We start from the raw sequence: 25,749 nt of genomic DNA on the forward strand, positions 1-25,749 counted from the left end.
AGGAAGGGCCTGGCCCCTCGAATTGGGGGTCAGGCCCGGTTTTGCCTCTTGACAATGTCCTGCTCATATTAAAAAGGAGGATGCACGAGGCATCCTCCCAAAGCGATATGGTTGATTCGCTGTTAGTCGCCCAGGGCGATGCGAGCGAAGTCGACAACCTTGATCTCGTCGCCGAGTTCCTTGGCAACGCCGGCGATGTAGGCAGCGACCGTCTGGTCGGGATCCTTCACGAAGTCCTGGTCGACCAGGCAGTTTTCCTTGTAGAACTTCTGCATGCGGCCAGTAGCGATCTTTTCCTGGATGGCCTCGGGCTTACCGGATTCAGCAGCCTGAGCCTTGTAGATGGCCATTTCGTGCTCGCGGATTTCCTCGGGAACGCTGGTTTCGTCGAGGGAAACGGGAGACGTAGCAGCGATCTGCATGGCAACGTCCTTGCCCATCTGAGCGAAGGCAGGAGCAGCAGCGGTAGCCTCGTTGTTGAAGCTGAAGGCCACCAGAACGCCGATCTTGCCGTTCATGTGGATGTAGGGAACCAGGGCGCCCGTGCCGGAAACCTCGAGGCGCTTGAAGTTGGCGATCTGCATGTTCTCGCCGATCACGTGGATGGCCTCGGTGAGAGCATCCTGAACCTTCTCGCCTTCGAACTCGCCTTCCAGCAGCTCTTCCACGGAAGCCGGGTTGTTCGCGGCAACGGCCTTCGTGAAGTTCTCGGCGTAAGCCTGGAACTTATCGGTGAGGGCAACGAAGTCGGTTTCGCAGTTCACCTGGCACACGGAGCCAACCGTGGGGTTGTCTTCGCAGACCAGAGCAACGACGCGACCCTCGTTGGTGGCACGGCCAGCCTTCTTGGCGGCAGCGGCCAGACCACGGGTACGCAGAACGTCTACGGCGCCGTCCATGTCGCCGTCGGCTTCGGTGAGGGCCTTCTTGCATTCCATCATGCCGGCGCCCGTCATTTCGCGGAGTTCCTTGACCATTGCGGCGGTAATCTGAGCCATGTGGGTTTCCTCTCTCTATGGAAAGAGGGGCGGCGCGAAGCCGCCCCATTCATTACGAATGCTATTCGGCGGCAGGAGCGGCAGCTTCGGCAGGGGCCTCAGCAGCGGCCTCGGGAGCAGCTTCGCCCTCGGCAGCCATTTCCTCAAGCGTGACGGGAGCACCGATGCCGTCGATGACAGCGGCAGCGATGAACTTGCAGAACAGCTTGACGGAGCGGATGGCGTCGTCGTTTGCGGGGATGCCGAAGTCGACGTCGTCGGGATCGCAGTTGGTGTCGATGGTGCCCACAACGGGGATGTGCAGGCGCTGAGCCTCGTGGATGGCGATGAGCTCACGGTTGGTGTCGACTACGAAGATGGCGTCGGGAGCCTTCTTCATGCTGCGGATACCGTTGAGGTTCGTCTGCAGCTTGGTGAGTTCCTTGTGCAGCAGCATCTGCTCCTTCTTGGGCAGCAGCTCCATGCGGCCGTCGGCGTCCATGGCCTCGAGCTCTTCCATGCGAGCAACGCGAGAGCGGATGGTGACGAAGTTGGTGAGCATACCGCCGAGCCAGCGAGCGTTCACGTAGGGCATGCCGCAGCTGTTGGCAGCTTCAGCAACGCTTTCCTGAGCCTGCTTCTTGGTACCCACGAAGAGGATGGTGCCACCGTTGGCAGCCAGGTTGCGCACGAAGGTGTATGCCTGGTCCATGCCCACGAGGGTCTTCTTCAGGTCGAGGATGTAGATGTCACCACGATTGCCGAAGATGTACGGCTTCATCTTGGGGTTCCAGCGGCGGGTCTGATGACCGAAATGCGCACCTGCGTCGAGCAGGGTCTGGATAGAGACCTTCTCCATGTTTACTCCATTCGTTAATCCTCTGCGCGCGTTCAACCCCGGTCCGCAGCCTTTTTCGGTGGCCACTAGCGGGCACGAGTCCGGCACGCATGTGTAATAAGAAACTTCGCTATTCTAGCACGCTCACTCGTATGCGCAATACGAATCGCGCATGGCACCACGGGCCCTACACACGGCGTTACGCCATGCGCCACACCTTGTATGCATGTTGAAATGAGACGCTACACGCCATACCAGCCAATGCCCTCGGCGCGCCACCCCACGCGCACGAGCATGTCATTTTCGGATTTGCTCGTCGTGTAGTTGTGCGAACCCGACTTGGCATTCGGGTTGTACTGACGATACAGCGGCACCGACTTTGCGGTATCGGAATACCAACCCACGCCTTCGTAGCGCCAGCCCAGCTTGCGCAGGCCATCGCACTCTTCCTTGCTCTTGGTGTAATGGTGGTCGCCGCCATTAGGGTTGTACAGGCGGTATACCGGATCGCCCGTAGTGGGCGCATTCCAGCCAATGCCCTCGTAACGCCAACCCAACTTGCGCAAATGATCGCGTTCGCTCGAGCTCGCCGTATAGAAGTGCTCTCCCCCGTTGGGGTTGTACAGGCGATACATACCCTGCGATGGCTTCTTGGAAATCGTGAACGTACCCGTGGCGGTTCCCGCATACGAGCCTGCACCCGTGACGTACACCGTGGCGGTTCCCACGGCAACGTTGTTGCCATAGGAAACGGTATAGTCGGAACCCGCGGTAAGGGTTACACCATTCAGCACGACAACGGGATCGGAGGTAATAGCCGAACCCGTATACGTCGCGCCTTCCGCAGTGACGCTTGCCCCCGAGATATCGGCCCGCGTTACCTGGAACGCAGCCTGCGTGGAGCCCAGGAAATTCCCAATGCCCGCAATGGTTACGGCTGCCTGGCCCACGGCCACATTGTTCGCATACGAAACCGTATAGTCAACGTCCCTGGTAAGCTGCTTCCCGCGGAACGTAACCACTGGCTCGGGCGAAACGGCAGAGCCAGTATACGGTGCATCGCTCACCTGGACGGTCGCATCGGCAATGTTACCGCCCGTTATGTCGAACGTAGCGACGGCGCTTCCCTCGTAGTTACCCACGCCCGTAACGGTAACGGATGCCACGCCTGGAAGCTCATTGTCCGCATAGGACACAGCGTAATCGACGCCCTTCTGCAGCACCGCGCCCCCAATCGTTACCTGGGGCTCGGGCTCAATTGCGGCACCCGCGAACGCATACGACTGGTTAGGCAGCGCAATCTGAGCCCCTTCGAGCGAAACGGCCTGAATGGTAAGCGTGCCATTACTGCAGGTAACGCTATAGTTGCCCGCCTTGGCGCCCAGATCGACGGAGGGAACCAACGCGTACGAACCCGCGGGCAGCTCGCTGACATCCTGGGTCACTTCGGTCTCGTCATCTTCGTAGCAAACGCGCACCGTAACGCCGCACGCGTCGCTGCCCCGCAAGCCCGAGACCGTGCTTTCGTACGACGCGGGCGCCGCAGAGCCATACGGCAACGTAACGTCAGATACGGCTACGGAAAGAGTTGCGGGCGCGATCCGAAACGCATAGGCACTCTGGTTCGCATAATAGGGCCCCAAGCCCGAGACAACCATCGAAGCCTCGCCCACGTCAACGTTATTCGCATAGGAAAGCTGGTAGTCCACCCCACGCGTAAGCCCCACGCCCGCAAAGCCAATAACGGGATCTGGCTCGATGGCGCTACCCGCGTACTCCATGGGATGCAACCCCACCACCTGGACAAACGACGTATTGTCCATAAGCCCCATTACGACAAAGTACCCCGACGCCTGCCCCTCGTAGTTGCCCGCCCCCTGAACGGTAACGCGCGCAAGGCCCGGACGAACGTTATCCGCGTACGACACCACCGTGAAATCAGTATTGACCGCAAGCGTCTTGCCAGCCAGCGATACCGTGGGCACGGGAGTCAAGGCAGCCCCCGTGTATACCTGCGCCGCTGCGGAAACGGATGCCGAAGAAAGGGATGCCTTCACGATGTTGAACGACCCCGTGGCCGTACCCTTGTAATTCCCCTTGCCCGTAACGGAGACGGTGGCGGTGCCAACATTCACGTTGGCGTTATAGCCAACGGTATAGTCCACACCCGAACGCAGCGTAACGCCATCCAGCACAACGGTTGGCGCGGGAGACTGCGCCTGCCCAGCATATTCGCAGTCGGGCGCGGTAACAACGGCTCCCGACAGATCCTTTTGCGCAATGGTGAACGGAGCGGAAACGCTGCCGGCGTACTGCCCCAAGCCCGTTGCCACGGCCACAGCTTGCCCCGCGTTCACATTGTCCATGTACGAAACGGAATAATCGACGCCCGGAGTGAGCACCGCGCCGCCATAGCGCACGACGAACGAGGGCATTATGAGCGAGCCGGTAAACGTCTGGCTCGCAATGGCGTCGATCGTGGCATCCGAAAGGCTATAGGGACGTACGTCCACCGTGCCCGTTACGACGGCTGTAAGGCCAAACTCATTCGAAAACGTTGCCGTAATGGTTACCGAGCCCGTGCTGTAGCCAGTGACAACGCCATCCTGCGTAACGCCGGCAACGGAGGGATTGCTGGAAACCCACGTCCATGAGCCGTCGCCATCGTAGGGAACGGTAAGGGTACACGACTCGCCAGGAATGACGGAATGACCGCCCAACGTGGCGTTGCCATTCACGATATCAAGCAGCTGAAGCGCATGGTAGGCGTTAACCAGACCGTAGCCCGTGTAGGGATCCCAGCCCGCCGTGGCATTGTCGCGCACGGAACCATTGGTGTTGTAATTCGTGTAGACCAGGTCGGTGGCGGTGGCGTACATGACAGACTTCGCCCTATCGACGCTCAAGCCGTCATCGCGAGCGTACAGCAAAGCAGCGACGCCCGCCACATACGGGCAGGCCATGGAGGTGCCCGACTTGTAACCATACGAACTCGTCGAACCATACACGGTACTGTAAATCGTCGTTCCCGGCGCGCAAATGTTCTTGTTGGAGTTCCCCTTCGTCTGGCTGGAGGTATTGTAATTGGAGCTCGTATAGCGCGTAATCACGCCCGTCGAAGTATTTCGCGTCACGTTGATGACGCCCAGGCACGTGCCGTAGTCGCTGGGATAGTTCACGTCGGGGCCGTCGGTGCCATCATTGCCAGCCGCACCAACCGAAAGAATACCCTGCGCAGAGGCGGCATCCATGGCGTTAACGAACGCCTGGTCCTCGGACCCCACTGAGTCCATCGAACCACCCAGACTCATATTGACCACGCGAACAGGGGCCTCGGGATGCTCGGCGTTATACGACGCGATGTACGCATACGCCCGCACCAGGTCGCTGCTGTTCGCGATGGTCATCGACTTCTGTATGCCCGTATCCTTCTTCGTTTCCGTAAGCGAATAGAACACCTTGACGGGCATCAGGCCTGCATTGTAGGAAACACCCGCAACGCCCTTCCCGTTATTCGCCACACCCGCCACAATACCCGCCACGTGCGTACCATGACCCAGAATATCCGTCATGTCCTCAATGGACGATTCATCGACGTCGTATATGTAATCCTTGTCCTCGTAATCATGGGCGTCGACGGCCATGTAACTATCCACGATGTTATCGGCCAGGTCCTCATGGTCCATGCGGCACCCGCTATCCAGCACGGCAACCACCACGCGGCCCTCCGTGCGCTGAATATCCCACGCCTCATACGCCGCCATGGAAGACAGGCCCCACAAGAGAGATTGCTTCGAGTCATCAATCGACGTTACCGCAGGCAGAAGAGCCGAAGACGGAGCAACCAATCCGTCGTCGGACGAATCCGCAAACAACGAACCAGCCGAAGAGCCATCGTCTTCAGCCAGGTAGTAGCAATAATCGGGCTGAGCCACCCGGCCCGCCGTTTCCAGGGCAGACACTGCCGCCGGCACGTCGTAGCCCTCGGCAAGGTGAAGCACGACGAAACCCAGATCGATGTCTTCCTGGGTAACCTTCTGCGGTTGCACACACTCCATCGACGCCACGAACGTGGAAACCTCTTCGGGGGCATCCTCCTCGCCCAACAGCAACATGACCTCCGACGGCATGTAGGGCTCCAAGTCTGCCGTTGCATCGTCTCTCACCAGCTCATACGTGGGCGTCGGATTCGATTGCGTATCGGCTGCGCTCGCAGGGTCACTCGAAGCAGCCCCGCTTGCCTGGCCGTCAACGACCGCCGCCTTATCCCAAGCGGAAGCGCCCTCGCCAGCCGACGGAGCCGGCGATGTGCCCAAGCCGCACCACCACGCAACGACGGCAACCGCCACGCATGCCACGGCCGCCGCCGCTATGCATGCGATGCGCTTGCGCCGCCGATATGTCGTCGTATCCCGCGCCATGCTACAGCCCGTACCAGCCGATGCCCTCGTAGCGCCATCCGGCCTTTACGAGGAAATTATTCTCGGCCTTGCTCGTGGTGTAGTTATGCGAACCCGACTTGGCGTTCGGGTTGTACTGGCGATAGAGCGGCGTGGTCTTGGACGTATCGGAATACCAGCCCACGCCCTCGTAGCGCCAGCCCAGCTTGCGCAGGCCGTCGCGCTCGGAAGCGCTCATGGTGTAATGGTGGTCTCCCCCGTTGGGGTTGTAGAGGCGATACACCTCGGCACCCGACGTGGGCGCCATCCAGCCTACGCCCTCGTAACGCCAGCCCAGGCGCTTCAAATTGTCGCGCTCAGAGGTGCTTGCCGTATAGAAGTGCTCGCCTGAATTGGGGTTATACAGGCGATGCATCGACTGGCTGCCCTGCGTGATGGAAAACGTACCCGTGGTCACCCCCGTGAAGTTCCCGCCCGACACCGCCTTCACGCGCACCGAGCCCGTACCCGGATTCACGTTGCTCGAATACTGCAACGTGTAATCGGTTCCTTCCTGCAGCGTCTTGGCGCCATACGTCACCGTCACCTTGGGCTTTAGCTCCTTGCCGGTATAGGTAACACTGGGAATGGATATGTCGGCCTGCGCAATGTCGGCATGCATGATGTTGAACGTCCGGCTGGTGGTTCCATAGCATTCGCCCTTGCCCTGAATCGTCACCGTGGCAAGACCCACGTTCTCGTTGTTTGCGTACGTGAGCACGTAGTCCACGCCCTCCACCAACGAGCGTCCGCCCTGTTCGGCCGTAGCAACGATACCTGGGCAAATGGGGCTCCCCGCATACACCTGATTCTCGATATAGCCAATGACCGCCCTGTTGATATTGAGCGGCGTTACCTTCAGCTCGATGGAACAGGTGATGTCTTCCGCCAACGGATCGCTCATGCGAGCCGTGATGGTCGCCGAGCCCGAAGCGTGTGCCGTCACCACGCCGTTCGCATCCACCGTGGCTATGGACGCGTCGCTCGTTTCCCACGAGAACGGATACGAGCCATCGAACGGCAACGCGAGCGTGAAGGAATCGCCCACCTCGGCCGTGACATACGTATACGTCGAACCGTCAGTTGTCGTCATCTGCTTGAACGTCGCATCGCTGCGCTCTTGGAAGTCGGCTTCGCCACGCTGTATCTTCAGCAGCTGCAGCGCATGATACGCATTCACCTCGCCGTAGCCCGTATACGGGTCCCAGCCCTCCACGGCCTCTTCCACCACCGCGCCTTCATCGTCATACGTCGTGTACGCCACGTCGGTCGCCGATGCGCAAAGGATTCCCTCCACTTCATCAGGCGTGAGCGACGGGTCGTAGGCGAACAGCAGCGCCGCAATGCCCGACACGCACGGAGCAGCCATGGACGTGCCATTCATCAGGGCATACGATGTGGTCGTCCCCGAAAGCGGGAAACTCGCATCCCACGTGCTCGCAATGCTCGTGCCGGGGGCGCTAATCTTCTTGTTCGTAGCCCCCTGCACCTGCGAAGCCGTGTTGTAGTTCGAAGTTTCCGAACGTACAACCTGGCCCAATGCCTGGTCATACTGCAGGTTCATCACATTGAGCGTTTCGGAAAGATCGCCGGGGTAGCACACATAGGGCACCGTCGCCTCCGTGCTGTTCCCCGCCGCGCTCACGGTGAGAATGCCCGCATCATGAGCTTCCTTGATACGGGCAACGAGCATCTTGTCGGAACTCATTACGCCCGAATTGAGGCGGTCAATCTGTTCCTGCGTGTACACCATCCCCACGCTCAGATTGATCACGCGGACGGAGCCGTAGGCGTCCTTGTTGTTTATGACGAAGCTATACGCGCGGGCAATCTCGTTCGAATAGGCAGTCACCCCACTGCCCACCTGCTTAAACACGGTAATAGGAAGCAGATTTGCGTTGTACGAATAGCCCGCCACGCCCTTGGCGTTGTTTGCCGTCGCTGCAGCAATGCCCGCAACGTGCGTGCCATGGCCCGACACGGAGGTGACGTTCGTCGACGTCTGGCGCACCGCATCATAGGCGAAGACCACACGGTCCTTCAGGTCCTCGTGATTGACATCGCAGCCCGTATCAAGCGTCGCGATGGTTACCGTGTTCGAGCTGGGCTCCTGGTCGGTATCCAAGCACCGCACGATGCTCCACGCCTCGCGGGCATTCACCGAATCGATGCCCCACAGGTAACCCTGCTTGATGTCGTCCGTCTTGGTGTAATAGTTGTCATTGATCACGTACGCATCGGCCAAGGGGGAAGATGCCGAAAGCGGCACTAGGCCACCATCGCCCGACGCCCCTTCCGAACTTGCGGCCCCAGCCGCAATCTGGGCGCTCGCATCTTGGGCTGCCAGCCCATCGTCCATAAGGTGATACACGTAGTTGGGCTGGCACGACCCGCCCGCCTCCTCCACGGCAGCCTGCGCCGTGAGCACGTCCACGCCTTCGGCCAGCTCGAGCACCACAAAGCCTAACGCGATGTCCTCGCTGGTCACGCGCTTGGTTACGGACACATCCAAGTCCGCTAGAAATGCCTCGGCGCTCTGGATGGTGTCGGATTCCTCGAGCAGCAAGAGCAGCTGGTTGGGAACATAGATATCATCGGGGCCTACCGTGGCCGCGGCAGGGGAAGCAACCGCCTCCATGCCAGCCTCACCGGCATCGCCGGCATCACCAGGCGCGAGGTCTTGCAGCTCGTAGCCCCCGGACGGATTGACATCCGCCTGCGAAACGTCGTTCACAGGTCCGACCAGCACCTCGCTGGGCCTCTGCGAACCCGGAACGCCCAGCACGAACGCAAGCGCCACACCTGCACAAGCGGCCAGGACGACCCCCGCAATAGCGCCACGCTTCACGCGTCCGTTCGTTTTCGCACGCAGAGCCATGAGCATCACAACCCATACCAGCCGATGCCCTCGGCACGCCAGCCGAGTCTCACCAGCTTGTCGTTTTCCGACTTGCTCACGGTGTAATTATGCGAACCCGATTTGGCATTCGGGTTGTACTGTCGATAGAGCGGCGTTGCCTTGTACGTATCGGAATACCAGCCGATGCCCTCGTAGCGCCAGCCCAGCTTGCGCAAGCCATCGCGCTCTTCCACGCTCATGGTGTAATGGTGATCGCCGCCATTGGGGTTATACAGGCGATACACCGCATTGCCCGTCTTCGGGGCCAGCCATCCAACGCCCTCGTAGCGCCAGCCCAGCTTGCGCAGGCCATCGCGCTCGGAGGTGCTCGCCGTATAGAAGTGCTCCCCCGAATTCGGGTTGTACAGGCGATACATATTCTTCGAGCCCTGAACGATATTGAACGCAGCACGTATCGAACCCGTGTAATTGCCCTTGCCGGAAACGATGACGGACCCCTTGCCCGGCGCCACGTTGTTCTCGTAGGAAAGCGTATAGTCCACACCCTCTTCCAGCGTTACGCCATTGGCGGTAACCACGGGCTTGGGCTTCACGGCAGAACCCGTGTATTCCTGCGAGGAGATGGCCTGGATGGAGGCCTTGGATATGCTCGTGGGCCCCACCGTTACCGTCTGCTCGAGCGTGAGCGAGGAATTCGAAAGCATGGTCGCCCTGATCGTGGCGGTTCCCACGCCCGCGCCCGTCACCGTGCCGTCGGTTTCGTCCACTGTGGCCACGCTTTCGTCCGACGAGCTCCACAGCCACGTTGCGTTGGGGTCACATGCAACGGAATACGCTGTGGAGCCGCCGAACTCTATGGATTGGGCATCGCAGATGGAGGCGTCGTATACGGTAACGGTCGCGCTCTCGGTAACCGTCCTCATTCCGTACGGCCACACATATGCCGTATACGTTACGGAAACTTTCGCCTCACCCGACGAAAGCCCCGTCACCACGCACGACGAGCCCGCTCCTTCCAATGAAATGATTCCCTGCGATTCGCAGCTCCATTCGTACGAAGAGCCGCCCGTATTATTCGCGGACACGCGCAACGTGCCGCCCACGAACAGGGAATTCCCACTTGCGATGTATTGCATTTCCTGCTTCACGGCTTCATAGGCGTTCACTTCGCCATAGCCGGTGTAGACATCCCAGCCTTCCCCGGCGACTTCCCCGCCGTTGGTGTACACCAGGTCGTTCGCCGACTGGGCAAGCAGATACGTTGCGCCATACGGGGTAAGGCTGCCATTTACGCCGAACATGAGGGCCGCGACGCCCGCCACGCACGGAGATGCCATAGACGTGCCAGATTCCGTCGCGTACGAGCCATCGCACCAGGTACTCGTGATATCCGTGCCAGGCGCCGAAATGTCCTTGGTGGTCTGGGACGCCTCATTGTAGTTCGAGCCCGTGGCACGGCGCACGGAATCGCCCGCGCGATCCAGATTGATAACACCCACCGTGCTTTCCACGAAGTCGCACGGGAAGCAGCTATAGGGCACCTTGTGCGACGTAGAATTGCCCGCGGCGCACACGGTGAGAATGCCGTTCTGGTACGCACGATTCATGTAGCTCATCAGCTGGAGGTCGTCAACGTCGGTCGAGGTTTGGTACCCGCCGATACTCAGGTTGATTACGCGGATGTTGGCCCCGCGTTGCTTCTGGGAAATGAGATGGCTGTACGCCTTCGCTAGCTTGGCGGAGTCGGTGGAACGACCCGTCATGACCTTCACGGGGTACAGCTGCGCGTTATACGAAACGCCTGCCACGCCTTCGGCGTTGTTCGCCGTGGCCGCAATGATGCCCGCCACATGCGTACCATGTCCGTTGGTGTCAGTCATAGCGGAAAGGCCCGATTCGCCCGTTACCACGTTATACGCACCCACAACGTTCTCCACCAAGTCGGGGTGGTTCACGTTGCAACCCGAATCCACGACGGCAACGATAACGGGCGAAAAGCCGCTTTCCGCGTCATCGACGCCAGCGAGTTCCCACGCCGCACGCGCCTTCACGGAATCGAGCATCCAAGACTGGTCGGGGTCGTCGATAACGAGCGACTGCGCCACCAGGTCTGACGCCGGTTCTACCTCCGACTGCGCCGGCAGAGCGCTGGACTGCGCGGCATCGACGTCAGCTGCGGCCAAGGAGGATTCGGAATGCGCCCCCGCAGCCGCATCGTCTGCGCTCTCGATCTGGGAATCTAGTGCATCCGCTGCTTCTCCGGCAGTCCTACCGTGCGCAGCATCGTCGCTTGAGGCTCCCAGCTCCCCTTGCCCGCCTTGTTCGGCCGTCGCCTCGATTGCCTGCGCCGACACGTCGTCGTCCATAAGGTAATAGACGTAGTTGGGCTGCGCCTGGGCGCCCATTTCGCGCAGGCGCTCGCTGGCCTGCTCGGGCGTTACGTCATCCGACAGGGCAACCTGCACGAAACCCAACGATAGATCCTGGTCGGACACGTCTTCCGTAACGATGAAATCGACTGTACGGAGAAAGGCATTGATACTTTCGACAGTTGCTCCCTCGCTAACGGAGAGCAGCAATTCGCCCGGGGTGCTTACAACGATATTCGCGCGAGCGGCTTCTTCCAGGGAAAGGGCCGGGGCAACGGCGGATTCGGGCGATTCGCCAGCGGAGTCATCCGAGTCGCCAGTCGAATCGCTGGGCTCGGGGGAGGCAGTCAAGGGGGTATCGGGTTGAGATGCGTCATCGGCCTCTGGAACCGCCGCACTCTTGAGTGGTTCCTGAATCAGGGCAGGCTGCTGAGCTGGGACAGAGGAAACGACGCCCCAAATTACCAGGCACAGCAAAGCACAAGCAACGCCAAGCGTTCGCCCCATTCGTGCACGACGGGCATAGAACATGCCCCTTGCATTTTGCTTCTTCATGCGCGACCAACTAACTCGCGGCACCCCATTCCGCGTCCCTCGAGTATAGCAAGCCTAGGCTAAATGGCATGAGTTTAGTCACATAAAGAAAGCAAGCCGTTACGAAACGAAGAGGCTATACCTTCATGACGAATAAGAGCATGTCGAAGGGACGTCGCGCGAGCACCGCACGGAACCAACCCGAGCCGAGTCAAAGCGCATGCGGCGAGCGACACCGTCTCATGCGTTGTTGCCGTGTATACGATGCGCGACGGGCCGCAGCTACCGTACAATACGCGTGAAATCAGACGAGGAAGGGGCATGCCATGGCGCAAAGCCAACCCGAAATTACGCAAGAGCAGCTTGAGGCCATCGCCTTCGTGGGCAATACGCTGGGCCCGCTGTTCTATCACGACCCCGCAAGCGGCACCACCAACGCGCTCTTCGAGGCGCTTGGCGGCATCAACGTCACCGAGACCGCTGCTGCCTGGCCTTTTGCAAAGGAGGCTGAAAACGCAGAGGCGCTTGGGCTCATCGTTTCGGCCCTGCGCGAAACGAAGAACGACAAGACGACGCTGGCCGAAGAGTTCCGCCGCCTCTTCGTGGGACCGGCGCGCAAGGCTGCCGCACCCTGGGGCTCGGTCTACACCGACCGAGAGAGCGTCATCTTCGGCAAAACATGTCTGGACCTGCGCGACTGGATGGGCGAGCACGGCATTGAGTCGGTCGTAAAGGAAAAACACGAACCCGAAGACCACATCGGCCTCATGCTCATGCTGGCTGCGTGGATCGCAACGAATCGACCCGAGCTCACCCGCGAGTACCTGGAGCTGCACCTGCTCACGTGGGCGCCGCATTTCCTGGAGATCATGCAGCAAGAGGCAAAACACCCCTTCTACCAGGGCCTTGCCCAGCTCACGCGCACAACGCTCGTAGGAGCCCAGGAGGAGCTCGCGCTCGACGTAACTATCCCGCGCTTCTTCCGCTAGTAATCCATCCCGACGTCCGTTCGGGCATGCCCTTTAAAGCACCCGCTCCGCTGCGCTCGTGATCTATGCTTTTTCTTGCGCCTGGCAAAGCCAGGCGCATTCAGTTTACTTTCACAACGTCCCAAGGGGCATCCCCGAACGGACGCAGCCAAATGGGCTAGCCGAAAAAACGAGGGTCGTTTCGGAGTGACGAAATAAACCGTTTTGACCCCGACAATATCGCTGAAATCGAGAGGCAGAGCTCTAGCACCCCCAAGCACCCGAAACGGAGGCTAAGCCGAACGTTCCCCGACCCAGCCCCCGGTCCCAGCGAGCCCGCAACTTCCCGAGCAGGACAACCCAACTTCGGCGGTCGCGTTGCAAGCGGCACCGCCCGGAACGGCAGCGCCCGGCCGCGGTGGCCCCTTGGGGGCACTGTGAAAACATTCAAAAGAACGCGCTATGTTCGGGGCTTCGCTGAGGCGGGCGGGAAACGAAGTTTCCAGCATCGACGAAGCGAAGCCCCGAACAGCGCAAGTAAAAGCATGAACCAGCGAGCGCACGAGCGTAGGTTTCGGCCCGTGCGGGGCCGAAACCACGCGAGCAGCGGAGCGGGTGCCCCAAGGAGCCACCACGGTCGGGCGCGGTCGGGATAAAAAACGCGAGCAACAAAAAGCCCGCCGAAGCGGGCTTTCAAGTTCAGGGGAAGTTACGGGCGAACGATCTTCATGCCACTCTGCACGGAACCGACGATAACACCAATGCCGTAGTCGGCTGCATGAATCATCTGGCCACCGCCAATGTAGATGCCGCAGTGACCGGACTTTACCGCAACGTCACCGGGGCTGGGGTTGCTCACTGCAGAGTAGCCCATCAGGCTACTGGAGGTGAACACGCGCGCATGACGACCGGTGATGCAGTAGCTTACCAAGCCCGAGCAGTCGTAGCTGGAGGGGCCAACAGCGCCCCACACATAGGGAGCACCCAGGCACGAGTACGCACGGCTTACGGCATCGCTGCCGCCTTCGTACACGCCGCCCGAAGAAGAACCGGAATCATCGTCATCATCGTCGTAAGAGCTAGAGCTACCGCCGCCGCTCGAACCGGTGCTGGAACCGCCGCTCGAAGATTCGCTTGCGGCACCTTCTGCAGCGGAAGCCTCAACGACGGCCGCAGCGGCCGCGGCAGCGGCAGCTTCTTCAGCCGCACGCTTCTGCTCGACCAGCTCGGCGACTTCAGCGCTAAGGCTGTCGTAGTATGCCTGCATTTCGGCAACCGTAGCCTCGGCCTCGGCCTGCACCTGAGCAGCCTCGTTGGCCTTCTGGCGAGCGGTTTCGGCCTGCGCGGAGTATTCGTCCTTGGCCTCCTGCAGAACCTGGCGTTCCGTCTTCACGTCCTCGACGAGCTGAGCGTCTTCTTCGTTCATGTCGGAAAGCAGATCGAGACCCGTGGCAAAATCGGCAAACGTAGCCGCACCCGTGAGCACTTCCAAGAAGGTGCTGGAACCGTTGCGGTACATGGAACGAGCACGCGTGCCCAGACGCTCCTGAAGAGCGGCAATCTTTTCATTCTGCTCGTCGATCTTGACTTGCGCTTCATCGCGCTTCGTCTCGGCGTCCTCCTGCTCCTGAAGAGCAGTGGTGTAATCGTCGGAAGCCTGATCCAGGCTTGCCTGCATAGCTTTAAGGGAAGCAAGCGCGGTATCGGCCTCGGCCTGCTTGTCGGTGATTTCATCGGCAAGCGCAAACGAGGGATTCGCAAGCGTCATGGCGCCAAGGGCGGCTGCTCCCGCAATGAACGAACGTCGAGGGAACGAGGTGATTTTAGTGTTCATGTATTCCCTGCCTACTTTAGTCGGTAGTACTTCGGCTTCAGTCATTTTAGGGTGACATTGGACAAAAGGCAACTAATGTGGAGACGAGCGAGACGAAATAGTGGCTGTTCGGAGGGGCAATTTTGCCGAGCGGGCATACATCCACTAGATTCATTGGGCCTTATTTCGCCAAGTCAACTAGATATTGTGGTCGTTAGTTACTGGCACGGTATCATTCCGCAAATGAACCCGTTTTCCAAGCTCCACATTTCTGTGAAGATTCTACGCATGGCTTGCGCTCGCGGCCGTTTCGAGCAGAGCGCGCTCCCCCAGGATCCAACGCCGCGCAGAGCGCCCGCCACGAAGACGCCCCGACCACTGCCCCGGGCGTGCCATTCCATGGCCTATTTTCCTTAAAACCGCCAATAAAGCGCTATACTGGATATACCAGCTCGGAAAGGAGTCGCCGCACACGTCATCACCCTGTGCCGCCACTCGTCCAGCTGTTTTTTATACCCCATATTTCTGAGAGGTGATTTTCATGGAGATTACCGTCACCGGCCGCAAGATGCCCATCACCGACGCTCTCAAGTCCTATGCGGAAGAGAAAATCGGCAATTCCATGAAGGTTATGGACATCGACCCGCTGATCGCGGAAGTCGTCCTGCACATGGAGCAGAACCCTGCTATCGCCTGCCCCGCCGTATGCGAGGTAACCATGACCGCCAAGGGCCACATCATCCGCGTTGAAGAGCGCGAGGAAGATATGTACGCGGCAATCGACGTCGCCGCCGCCAAGGTCCTGCGCCAGCTGCGCAAGTTCAAGACGCGCGTAGTCGAGCACAAGACCCGCACCAAGGCCGAGACCATCCGCACCACCGCCGAGGAAACCGACTTCGACGCCCTTATGGAAGAGCTCGCCGACGACGCTGTCGTACGCGAGAAGGACGTTGAGTTCCTGCCCCTCACGGAAGAGGAAGCGCTCGTGCAGATCGACCTGCTGGGCCACGACTTCTTCGGCTACATCGACCGCGACACCGACACCTTCCGCATCCTGTATCGCCGCGATAATGGCGGTTACGGCCTGCTGAAGCAGATCTAGCTCTAGCTCGCATAGCACACGAAGGGCGCCTGTTCCTCTAGAGCAGGCGCCCTTTTATGCCCAGAATAGCTTGGCGGAAAAGGCTAAAACCCTATTTGGGCAAAATCGGCCTTGCCCGTGTAAAAAATTCGTCGTTCTGAACATTTTCGAGGGCAATTACTCGCTCATCGAAAGACGCCACCAGGCATTATGCGTACGAGACGTAGCGCATGCACGCAAAATAAGACGCCAAACGGAAAAACAATGTTCAGAGCGACGAATTTTTTACAATATGAGCCTCGATTTTGCCCAAACACCCCAAACAGGCAGGAAATGGGAAGTCAGGTGACAGAGGGACGGTTCTGCTGTCACCTTCCCACAATTCGCCCCCGTGACAGCGGACAGGGTGACAGAAGGACCGTCCCTCTGTCACCTTGCGTCCCTCTGTCACCCGCGCATGGCGTTGCGGCGCGTTTCGATGAGGGAGAGCAGCTCTTGGCGCGTATGCACGCCCGTCTTCTCGTACACGTGACGCACGTGCGATTTCAACGTGTTGAACGAAATACCCAGGTCCTCGGCAATGAACTCGATGGTACGACCCTTCGAGAGCAACACAAGCACCTCGCGCTCGCGCTTCGAGAGGTTAGCTGCGTCGGCAAGCTCCTCGCAGCTGCGCATCCAAGAACCCTTGCCCGCCAGAGCCGCATCCTGCGCAAACGGGTCGAGCAGCGCCGAGAAGCCCTGCGCATTATCGCCACCCGTCTTGGCGAACATGTCGTCGAGCGCGCCCTCTTTGAGCACCACCATGGCCGTAGCGGCAAGCGCAAACAGCAGGGCAACCGAGGCAACGACCATCATATTCGTGGGGTCGCTACTGCCCGTTTGGATTTCCATGGCAAGCACGTTTCCGGCCGTCGTACCCAAGGCAGACGCCCCACGCCCCCAGCCAAACACCTGCACGGCGGAAAGCTGCGTGCGGTCGGATACGTGCGAAAGCAGCACCCAGATGAACATGATGAATACGTTGTACACCACCGTGGGCAGCAGACCATGGCCCTCTAGATGGCCGCCCGTCACGGGAATGACTAACAAGCTGATGCTTGCCAGCAGAATGAGCGGATAGTACAACCGCACGAGGTCAAAGCGGGCGGACAGCACACCGGAAATAACGAATACGACAATGGCCACCAGGCCAATGAGGAACATGGCAATGGAGCCATCATCGGAAACGGACGAAAGCCCCACCGCAGAATGAGCGCCCCCGCTCGCAAAGCTCGCGGCAAGCGAGAACACGAAAATCGTGAGGACAAGTCGAACCAAGAACCCATGGGGCAGGTGATGATCGGGGCTTTCCGCGGATTTCTCCGCAACGCCACGCTGCCCGCTCCCCGTAAACGAAAGGGTAAGCACAGCCGCGATGAGCGGCAGCAACGTAAGAATGTCGAGGCCAAGTACGGCAGGCACGCCAATGCACACGAAGTAGATCATGGTGGCGAACAGGAACGACACCGATGTGAGCATGAGAGCCTTACGTGCAGAGAGGTTTCCGTACACCATGCCGATGCGCAGCGCAATCAACGCCGTGCCCACGCCCGTAAGCACGCAACCAGCATGGTAGATGGGACCCTCGGGATCGGACTGCAAGCCATACGCAAGGGCAGCCGTGGCCAGGGACGCCAATAACGCCGCAAGCATGACGAAGCGGCGGCGTTCCAGCAACCGTTCGAAACGACGATGGAACACAGCCGCAAGTACCAGCGTCACCGCAAGCGCGATGGTGGATGATATGTACATGGAAAACTTGGGCACGAAGGAATCGACCCCTGCCCAAGCTTCCAGAACCTGACTGCTATAGCACAGAAAGATCCATGCGTAATAGCAGCCAAGGGATAGGTATTTCAAACTGGGCCACTGCTCTTCGACCTCGCGGGCAAGATCCCCTACGCCCCGCGATTCACGGCCCTTGCTCTCCGTCTGCATAACCGCTTCCCTCCGCAAATACGTCCTCCCAAGACGTAAAACGCTACCTAGGATAGCCTACGGTTCCACCTTGTCCATTCTTGACTTTTTGCTGGACAAGTCCCTCAAGGGGAAGGTAATCGCATGTACGGGACAGGCATCTGCGCACTTGCGACACTTCGTGCAATCGTGCATGGGCTGAGAATTCACGGCATCGTGCAAATCGATACCCTCGGGGCATGCCTTCGCGCACGCATCGCACTTCTGCCCCTTCGATTCCCTCAGGCACACCGACGCATCGCTCTTCGGACGGAACGTGCGATTAGCGCGCGAGATGAGCGAGAGCAGCGCTCCCAACGGGCAGAAGCGATGGCACCACGAACGCAGCACCACGACTTCGACGATCAGCAGCGCCGGGAACACCACGAGCGACAGCGTCGTCTCGTTCAGCTGAAGCAGGCGCCACAACGCGATGATGGTGGCAAACGATAGACCCACGGGGCAGATAAGGCAGAACACGGGGAATCCGAACACGGCCGTAGTGAGCAACGTGCCGCCAAGCACCCAGTTTCGCGAGTCATCCAACCCACCGCGCTTGACGTTTGCGGGGAACAGTTTCGAAAGCACGCCGCTCTTCCCCGAAGCCTTGGCGGAACCGTCCGCGTCCTCGCCGTGCGCCTCGACGCCGCGAGCAGCGCTCGCGCAGGCAGCACAGTCCGGCTTCTCGGCATCGGCTGCCTCTTCCGCCTTCGCATCGCTGGCGGACTCGGCCTTCTCGATGGCCTGCGCCTCTGCCTTCGCATGACGCTTGTCGGCACCAAACAGGCGCTTCACCAGCGGAACGGGACAACCCCATGCGCAGAATGCGCGACCCAGAATAAGAGTGACCACCACGGTAATGGCAAGGGCGATTAGCGCCGGGGGTACGAACGTCTTGGAAGCGATAAGCGTCTCGAGCGCACCCAGGGGGCAAATGGCCGTGATGTCGTACAGGCCCCACTGAGATGGCGTGCCCACGCCCGTGTGGAACGCGAGGCCCACGCAGACGACGCCCAGCACGCACAGCACGCTTATCGTGCGCAGAACGGAGCTCTTCTTCATCGGACCACATATCCTTCCACTTCAGATGCAGGGCGAACCACGATGCCGCGGCGCTTGCCGCCCGCAAACTGCCCATACACCAACGCTGGGCACACGTTTTCGCAGACGCCGCACCCATTGCACAAGTCGGCATTCACCACGGGATGACGTCCCGAATCGAGCGTGATGGCCTGGTACGGGCATACATTCACGCAGTCCTCGCACGACTGGGTGTACGACAGACACCTATCCGACTGAACGACGGCGATACCGATCTTCTCGGTCTCCTCGTTGAAGGGAACGATGGCACCGGTTGCGCACACGCGCGCGCAGTCGTCGCAGAAATCGCAGATGCCACGATGAAAATCGAGCGTGGGCGTACGTGCATTCAAGAAGCCATCCTCCACGGTCGCCAGAGTAATGGCGCCCGTATGACATACGCTGCGGCAACGATCGCACTTCACGCAACGCGAGATGAACTGAGCCTCATCCTGGCCGCCCGGGGGACGCAGCAGCGAGCCGTCGCCCGCGAACGCGCGGGTAGCGCCACCAAGCGCACCCAGAGCCGCGGTGGCCCCCAGGAATCCGGCAAATGCCCTTCTGGTGACAGCCACGACTACACCGCCACCGCTTCAGGAAGCTCTTCGTCCATCCAGGCCGGGTGCAGATCGCCCGTATCGCCCTGAACCCCGGCCAGCTCGGCTGCGCCATCAAGAAACGCCGCCTCTTCATCCAGGTAGCCACGCGTGATCAACGCAATGGCGCGGTAGAAGTCGGTCTGCGCATGCGTATCGACGGCATCGCAGAAGCGCGGGAACCAGTTCTTCTGGTGATACAGGAAGAAGCCACGCTGCAGGGCCACGAGCTCGGCAAAGCGATCGTAGTCCCCCGCCTCGAGCACGCGCGCCGATTCTTCGGCCAGAAGCGCCGCAAACTGAAGCTCGAAGCTGATGTGGTCTTCGGGAATGGTGTTGCCCTCGGGAAGGTCATAGCCAAACGTGCGATAGTACGACAGAGCCTTGTCGCGGGCATCCTGCATCAGGAGCCCATCGTCACTCGTAAACACGGATTCATACGGCGGCGCCGTGATCTTGTCGTACTGACCTGCGCCCAGAAATACTCGAGCGTAGTCGACGGCCAGATCCTGCCGTGTTCCCGAATCGCGATACTTCAAATAGTCGGCAATGCGGGCATACCCACGGGAAACCAGCGAGTCATCGCGCTCGAATTCGATGCGGGAAAGAGCCTCGATCTGCTCTTCGGTAAGCTCCTTGAAATACACGCTTGCCAGGAAGCCGCAGAACTCGGCACGCGCCTTGCACGCCTCAGCCAACTGCTTCGCATCTTGTACGTCCATGATTATCTCCTCATCTTGCGAAACGGGATGCCCCGCCGCGTTGAAACTCGCCGCCCGTCGCAGGAACTGCGACGGGGTGCCCGGATGCCATACGGTCTTGCAGCGAACCTGACATCCGGGACCTTTATACATGGGCTCGCGGGTTGGAGGGAGGAAGGGACCCCGCGAGCCCCGAATGCTGTTACTTACAGCGTGACGCCGAACAGCGCCATGAGAGCATCGCTACCGAGCCACATAAGGCAGCGGAACGCAATTGCGCCAACGCAGCCACATGCCAGCGCCAGGCCAGCGAAGGCAAGCGCGGATGCGGGTTTGCGGGTGATGGCAACGCCGCACGCCAGCGGGGCAACGCCACCAACCAGGACCACGGCGCCCCAGAACAGCGGAGCCTGAGCGCCAGCGGAAACGCCGGAGACCATGCCGAACACGAGCGCGAACACCACGGCAAGCGCGCCGCCGAGCACGGTTTCCCAGCCAGCGAACACGAGGGCCTCTTCGGCCTCGCCGCGATAGGCGCAGAGCAGAGCCCACAGGGCGCAGCCAGCGGCAGCAGCCGTACCCAGGTAGCCCAGGGGCAGGCCAATGTTGTTCCATGCGAGCTGGGAGGACATCATGTAAGAGAAGCCGCACGAGAACGAGAACACCGGAGCCATGATGACGCCCAGGGCAGCGAACGCCTTACGAGCGCTCGCAGAAGCATCGCGCTTCCACAGCAGCACCAGGATGAGACCGATGAGCGCATCGATGCCCAAGAGCAGTGCCTCTAGGAAGATGCCCGGAGCGGGGTGAGCCAGAACACCGAACATCCTATCGACGTGGGACAGGTGCGTTGCCGAAACGATGCCGCCCACGATCAGGAGGATGATCGCGATGATGGCAGCCAGGGAGGTCGTCTTCTTTGCCATGCCCTTGAACTCGTCAATGCACGCGCATCCCAGCAGCCACGAACCAGTGCCCGCGATAGCGGTGAACAGAACGAGGGACCATTGGATTTCCATTACGCTCTCCTTCCTATTCGCCGTCTACCGGATACGCATCGGTACGCGGATACTCGGGCGCCTTGATGCGCGGATACCACGTGCCGATCATGTCGGTCATGATGTAGTGGGTCGCAGGATGATTGCCCACGTCCTGCAGCGTGTGGATCTGGTCGTCGGAGTACTTCGCGAGCTCCTTCGAAACGTCGGAGTTCGGATCATCCAGATCGCCGTAGAAACGAGCGCCGGCAGCGCAGCTCTTCACGCATGCGGGAAGCTCGCCCTGGCTGGTCAGCTGGCCGCAGAGGGTGCACTTCTCAACGCACTTCTCTTCCTTGTTCCAGGCGCGCACGCCATAGGGGCAGGCCATCATGCAATACTTGCAGCCGATGCACTGCTCCTTGTTCACCAGCACGACGTTGGTCTTCGGGTCGCGGTAGCTGGCGCCCGTGGGACACACGTTCACGCAGGGAGCATCTTCGCACTGCTGGCACATGGTGGGCAGCGCATAGCGCGTCATGTTGGGGTACTCGCCCACGGGGCCCACGGTCAGCACGCGCGACCAGCGCTCGCCCAGGGCCACGCCATTTTCCATCTTGCACGCCACCTCGCAGCTGAAGCAGCCGGTGCAGCGGTCAAGGTTAACGACAATGCAATTATGCGCCATAGTCAAACACATCCTCAGTGGTATCAGAGAACTCGGGCATCCAGGGCTCGAACTGCTCGGGTTCGGACCAAATGGACTTCAGGATCTCGTCATTGCTGGGCGACACCTTTACCTGGAAGCCACGCAGAATGTACGAGCCATATACCGGGTCATAGGGGGGATCGTTCTTCGTGAGCACGTTGATATTGCATGCACGATACGCCTGAGCCGGGTCATCGGAGTCAAGCAGCTCGGGCAGCCAGAAGCGCTCCTGGTAGAGAACGCCCTCGGGGATGGCCGTGGTGACGCGAGCCTTGCCATGCGTCTTGCCGCGACGGCTCTCGATGTTGACCCACTCGTTATCGGTGATGCCGTACTTTTCGGCATCCTTGGGGTTGATCCACATCTCGGGCACGGGATAGATCTCGCGCAGATACGGGATGTTGCGCAGCGTGCCATGGTGATACATGGGCAGACGGCCCTCGGTGATGACCAGCGGATATTCCGTGTCGGTCAGCGGGGACTCAGCGGGCTCATGATAGATGGGCATGGGCTCGTAATCCTGCGATGCCGCGGGAAGCTCCAGATGCTCCGCTTCCTTGCAATGCGCCCAGGGGAAGCCCGTGCGACCAAGAATCGTGTTGGACTCGCAGTACACCTCGAGCTTCTTGGACGGGGTGCCAAAGCCCTTGGGCTTGCCCGTGGTGTCGTCGGTCTTGAGGTAGGTGTAGTACGTGCGATACTCGTCAGCCGTGCACCACTCGAACACGCCCTTTTCGCAAGCCTCTTCCCAGGTCATCTTGTCGGCCAGCTTGAAGAGGTGCTGCTTCTGCTTCTCGTACTCGTTCTTGTAGAACGGCGTGGTCATGCACTCGTTGGCATCGAATGCCTTGGGGCAATGCGTGTTGCCCAGCTCGGCGCACTTCTGGACGATCTGCGTCCAGATGATGCCCTCTTCAACGGTCTCGTACAGATGCGTAACAGCCTGACGCATGACGACCGTGTTGAGCTGCGGAATGGGGAGGTTCGTCTCGAGCCATTCGGTGCAGGGAAGAATGAGGTCGGCGCACAGCACGGAGAATGCCGTAGGATACATGTACACGTGCACGATGTAGTCCAGGTTCGGCACGATGTCGTCCAGGCAGGTGGAATTGCCGAGCACGACATGCTTGTTGCCCGAACGCTCGATCCACATGTGGATCTGGTAGGGGTCGCCGTCCTTCATGGCCTTGAACACCGAAGGAATGTGAGCCATATCCCAGCAGATGAGGCCCTTGTACTCGGTGTAGCCGCAGCGCTTCATGACCTTTTCCTGCGTGAGCAGACGCGGGGTGTTGCCCAGCTGGTCCTTCACGGGTGCATTCGGGAACTTCTGAAGCATGGTGCCAGGCTTCTCCACGTTGCCCATGAGGAATTCCAGGGTAAGCGCAGCGAGGGCGTTTGCCTGAGTCTGACCGGTCTGGTCGGCATACACGCCCTGCATTATGCTCGACTGGCCGTTGGGGTCGGTATAGATCTCCAGGGCCTTCTCGATCATCTTGGCATCGAGCCAGCAAGTCTCGGCAGCCTTTTCGAGCGTCCACTCCTCGCAGTTCTCCTTCAGCAGCTGGCCAGCGGTGCTGCACTTCATGCCATTGACCTCATAGGTGCCAAAGAGTGCAGGCTGAACGCCTTCGGCCATGGGGAACTGAACGACTTCGGGTGCGTTGGTGGCAGGATTCCAGATGACGTAATCCTTGTCCGTGCCCTCCAGACCCGCTTCGGTCGCCTTCAGCGTGAGGCGGGTATTCGGGTTGATCAGGTACGGCATATTGGTCCACGTACGGCAGAATTCGGCGTCGTACTTCTCGTTTTCCAGGATCCAACGCGTCCACGCCAGGAACAGAGCGATGTCCGTACCAGGGCGAATGGGCAGCCACACGTCGGCCTTGGCGGCATCGAGCGTGTAACGGGGGTCAACGACGACCGTCTTCAGGCCCTGGGGACGATTGCGCAGCTCGGCGAGAGCGCGACCACCCGTGGCAGCCGAAGAGTTGCTGGGGTCGGTACCCCACAGCACCAGCGACGTCACCTTGCTGTCGGTGAAGTAGTAGTCCCAACCATTCGAGTCGGAGAACGAAAGGTTGTTCGGCTTGCCAGCGCCATATGCCAAAAGCGATGCGCCCATGCGGGGCAGGTAGCACTGCGAGCAGCCGGGCTCCCAGACGTTCGGAGTGTTGATGGCCTCGCCAAAGCGCTTGATATTCGAAAAGTGCGGATTTCCGCCACCGCCGGTGGAAACGCTGATAGCTTCGCTACCATACTTGTCGGAAACCTCGTTGATCTTCGTGGCCACTTCGGTAAGAGCCTCGTCCCACGAAATGCGCTCCCAAGTATTCTTACCACGCTCGCCCACACGACGCATGGGATACTTGTTGCGGTTCGGATGGTACAAGGCCTGAATGCCTGCCATGCCCTTGGCGCATACGCCGCCCTGGCTCATGGGGCTCTCGGGGTTTCCCTCGATACGCACCACGCGGCCATCACGCACATGCGCCAGAACGGCACACGATGCGATGCACGCACGACACGAGGTCTTGTAGATCTTCTCCTCCCCACTGGTAGCTGCTTTGGCGGGATCGGCTTCAACCAGACTGTCCTTCAGGCTGATTCCCAAACCAGCCACGGCGCCAAGCGCTACGGCGGATTTGCAGAATCCCCTGCGGGTGATTTTGGTTTCTCCCATATTCCTTCCTTCTCCCTATATCCTGTCTTTCCTCATCAATCCCAGTGCTATGCGCAAACCGGAATAGAATCAGCCATGCGAATGCCCTCTTCGGTGGTGCGCCAGGCGCCATCCCACACGATTCCGCCCACCGTTTCCAGCTTCGATACGAAATAGCCGGCAAACACGGTCTTGGGGGAATGCAGGGCCGGATGCCCCGAAAGGGCCGTCTCGATTGCAGGAAGGCCAACCGCCTCACGGCAGGTATCGAGCACAATGCGATACGCATCGGCGTAGCCTTCCGGCTCCTCCTCAATGAGCTGTGCGAAGCGAGCGCAGGGATCGTACTGTTCAAGAGCGCGCAGACCCGCTTCCGACGTCACGAGCTCGTAGTCGTAGGCACGCGCGTCCTCGGCTTCGGGATCCACGCCCTCTTCGTAGATAGGGGTCGCATCAATCGCGCCCGCATCAATGAGAATGCGCAGCAGCGTATGAGGTGTCTGCGTGCTCATGTTCATAACGGGCTGGTCGGCCAACGCCACTTCAACTTCGCGATAGGAAACGGCCTCGCGACACGCATTCATGCACGCGCACATGGGCAGCGTGTTCGAACGGTTCAGGGAAAGATGGGAGCAAACCTCCGCAAATACGGCTTCGGGATCGCTCTGGCAGTCGAGCGCCTCCGCCTGGATCTCTTCGTTAGCTTTTGCGGCAGGGCATTCCCCGTCATGCGTCGTGCTGGGCACGGCTTCCGCGGGGGCCACAGCGTGGTCCTGATATTCCATTGCTCCTCCGATTTCGTCTTGCGACGGCCTCCTCCACCGTCGCCGAACAGAAACGAAGGTACGGGAAGGTCCCGAAGGGCAACAACTTCAATTGTTCGTGAAATCCACTCTCACCAACGGGTTTTTCTTGGTGATTGATCACTCACCAACTATTGGTGAATTCTACGTTTTTGCAGGTAGAGCGCAGAGTATTAGAAGAGAATATGTTCGTTTAGCCTAACTCGAAGCCCCGCGAACAAGGCACGGGGTGACAGAGGGACGGTTCTGCTGTCACCTTCCCACAATTCACCCCCGCAGGTGACAGAAGGACCGTCCCTCTGTCACCAGCGAATCGCGCGCAAAAATAGGAGGCCCGTCCACGC

General features: G+C 60.0%; 16 protein-coding genes. 2 read left to right on the forward strand and 14 right to left on the reverse strand.

What is annotated here, in order from left to right; all coding sequences use genetic code 11:
• Positions 1-122: 122 nt before the first annotated feature.
• The 5 genes from tsf to E7002_RS09035 all read right to left on the reverse strand — a co-directional run bounded on the left by tsf (position 123) and on the right by E7002_RS09035 (position 12,038).
• Positions 123-998 (reverse strand): translation elongation factor Ts, encoded by an 876-nt coding sequence (tsf, locus tag E7002_RS09015; RefSeq protein ID WP_303728571.1) that lies wholly within the window; start codon positions 996-998, stop codon positions 123-125.
• A gap of 61 nt (positions 999-1,059) precedes the next feature.
• Entirely contained in the window at positions 1,060-1,836 is a 777-nt protein-coding gene (gene rpsB, locus E7002_RS09020; RefSeq protein WP_066663835.1) for a 30S ribosomal protein S2, read from the reverse strand.
• Between the two features lie 221 nt (positions 1,837-2,057).
• Positions 2,058-6,236: a S8 family serine peptidase gene (locus tag E7002_RS09025; RefSeq protein WP_303728572.1), complete on the reverse strand. Its 4,179-nt coding sequence runs from the start codon at positions 6,234-6,236 to the stop codon at positions 2,058-2,060.
• A gap of 1 nt (position 6,237) precedes the next feature.
• A complete protein-coding gene (locus E7002_RS09030) occupies positions 6,238-9,132 on the reverse strand; it encodes a S8 family serine peptidase (protein ID WP_303728573.1) in 2,895 nt (964 codons plus the stop codon).
• A 5-nt stretch (positions 9,133-9,137) separates the two neighbouring features.
• Positions 9,138-12,038: a S8 family serine peptidase gene (locus E7002_RS09035; protein WP_303728574.1), complete on the reverse strand. Its 2,901-nt coding sequence runs from the start codon at positions 12,036-12,038 to the stop codon at positions 9,138-9,140.
• A 305-nt stretch (positions 12,039-12,343) separates the two neighbouring features.
• Between E7002_RS09035 and dmsD the strand changes: the two genes are divergently transcribed.
• Positions 12,344-13,006 carry a Tat proofreading chaperone DmsD gene (dmsD, locus tag E7002_RS09040; protein ID WP_303728575.1) on the forward strand — a complete coding sequence of 221 codons (663 nt, stop codon included), beginning with the start codon at positions 12,344-12,346 and terminating at the stop codon, positions 13,004-13,006.
• A gap of 688 nt (positions 13,007-13,694) precedes the next feature.
• Here the strand turns inward: dmsD and E7002_RS09045 are convergent.
• Positions 13,695-14,819, reverse strand: a complete 1,125-nt coding sequence (locus E7002_RS09045; protein WP_303728576.1) for an NlpC/P60 family protein — start codon at positions 14,817-14,819, stop codon at positions 13,695-13,697.
• 520 nt (positions 14,820-15,339) lie between these two features.
• Between E7002_RS09045 and raiA the strand changes: the two genes are divergently transcribed.
• Positions 15,340-15,900, forward strand: a complete 561-nt coding sequence (gene raiA, locus E7002_RS09050) for a ribosome hibernation-promoting factor, HPF/YfiA family (protein ID WP_303728577.1) — start codon at positions 15,340-15,342, stop codon at positions 15,898-15,900.
• Between the two features lie 426 nt (positions 15,901-16,326).
• Here the strand turns inward: raiA and E7002_RS09055 are convergent, their stop codons facing one another.
• The 8 genes from E7002_RS09055 to E7002_RS09090 all read right to left on the reverse strand — a co-directional run bounded on the left by E7002_RS09055 (position 16,327) and on the right by E7002_RS09090 (position 25,387).
• A complete protein-coding gene (locus tag E7002_RS09055) occupies positions 16,327-17,859 on the reverse strand; it encodes a LuxR C-terminal-related transcriptional regulator (protein WP_303728579.1) in 1,533 nt (510 codons plus the stop codon).
• Positions 17,860-17,916: 57 nt separating this feature from the next.
• Entirely contained in the window at positions 17,917-18,939 is a 1,023-nt protein-coding gene (locus E7002_RS09060; protein WP_303728580.1) for a 4Fe-4S binding protein, read from the reverse strand.
• Positions 18,936-19,532: a 4Fe-4S dicluster domain-containing protein gene (locus tag E7002_RS09065; protein WP_303728582.1), complete on the reverse strand. Its 597-nt coding sequence runs from the start codon at positions 19,530-19,532 to the stop codon at positions 18,936-18,938. Before E7002_RS09065 ends, E7002_RS09060 begins: the two co-directional genes overlap by 4 nt.
• A 2-nt stretch (positions 19,533-19,534) precedes the next feature.
• On the reverse strand, positions 19,535-20,275 hold the full coding sequence (locus tag E7002_RS09070) for a molecular chaperone (RefSeq protein WP_303728583.1): 741 nt from the start codon (positions 20,273-20,275) through the stop codon (positions 19,535-19,537).
• Positions 20,276-20,460: 185 nt separating this feature from the next.
• Complete coding sequence (locus E7002_RS09075) at positions 20,461-21,273, reverse strand: DmsC/YnfH family molybdoenzyme membrane anchor subunit (protein WP_303728584.1); 813 nt, start codon at positions 21,271-21,273, stop codon at positions 20,461-20,463.
• Between the two features lie 13 nt (positions 21,274-21,286).
• Positions 21,287-21,919, reverse strand: coding sequence for a 4Fe-4S dicluster domain-containing protein (locus tag E7002_RS09080; RefSeq protein WP_303728585.1), 633 nt, complete (start codon positions 21,917-21,919; stop codon positions 21,287-21,289).
• On the reverse strand, positions 21,909-24,623 hold the full coding sequence (locus E7002_RS09085; RefSeq protein ID WP_303728586.1) for a molybdopterin-dependent oxidoreductase: 2,715 nt from the start codon (positions 24,621-24,623) through the stop codon (positions 21,909-21,911). Before E7002_RS09085 ends, E7002_RS09080 begins: the two co-directional genes overlap by 11 nt.
• A 47-nt stretch (positions 24,624-24,670) precedes the next feature.
• Positions 24,671-25,387 (reverse strand): hypothetical protein, encoded by a 717-nt coding sequence (locus E7002_RS09090; protein WP_303728587.1) that lies wholly within the window; start codon positions 25,385-25,387, stop codon positions 24,671-24,673.
• Between the last annotated feature and the right edge of the window lie 362 nt (positions 25,388-25,749).

The sequence above is a fragment of the Denitrobacterium detoxificans genome, from assembly GCF_015062615.1.
Taxonomy (GTDB): domain Bacteria; phylum Actinomycetota; class Coriobacteriia; order Coriobacteriales; family Eggerthellaceae; genus Denitrobacterium; species Denitrobacterium detoxificans_A.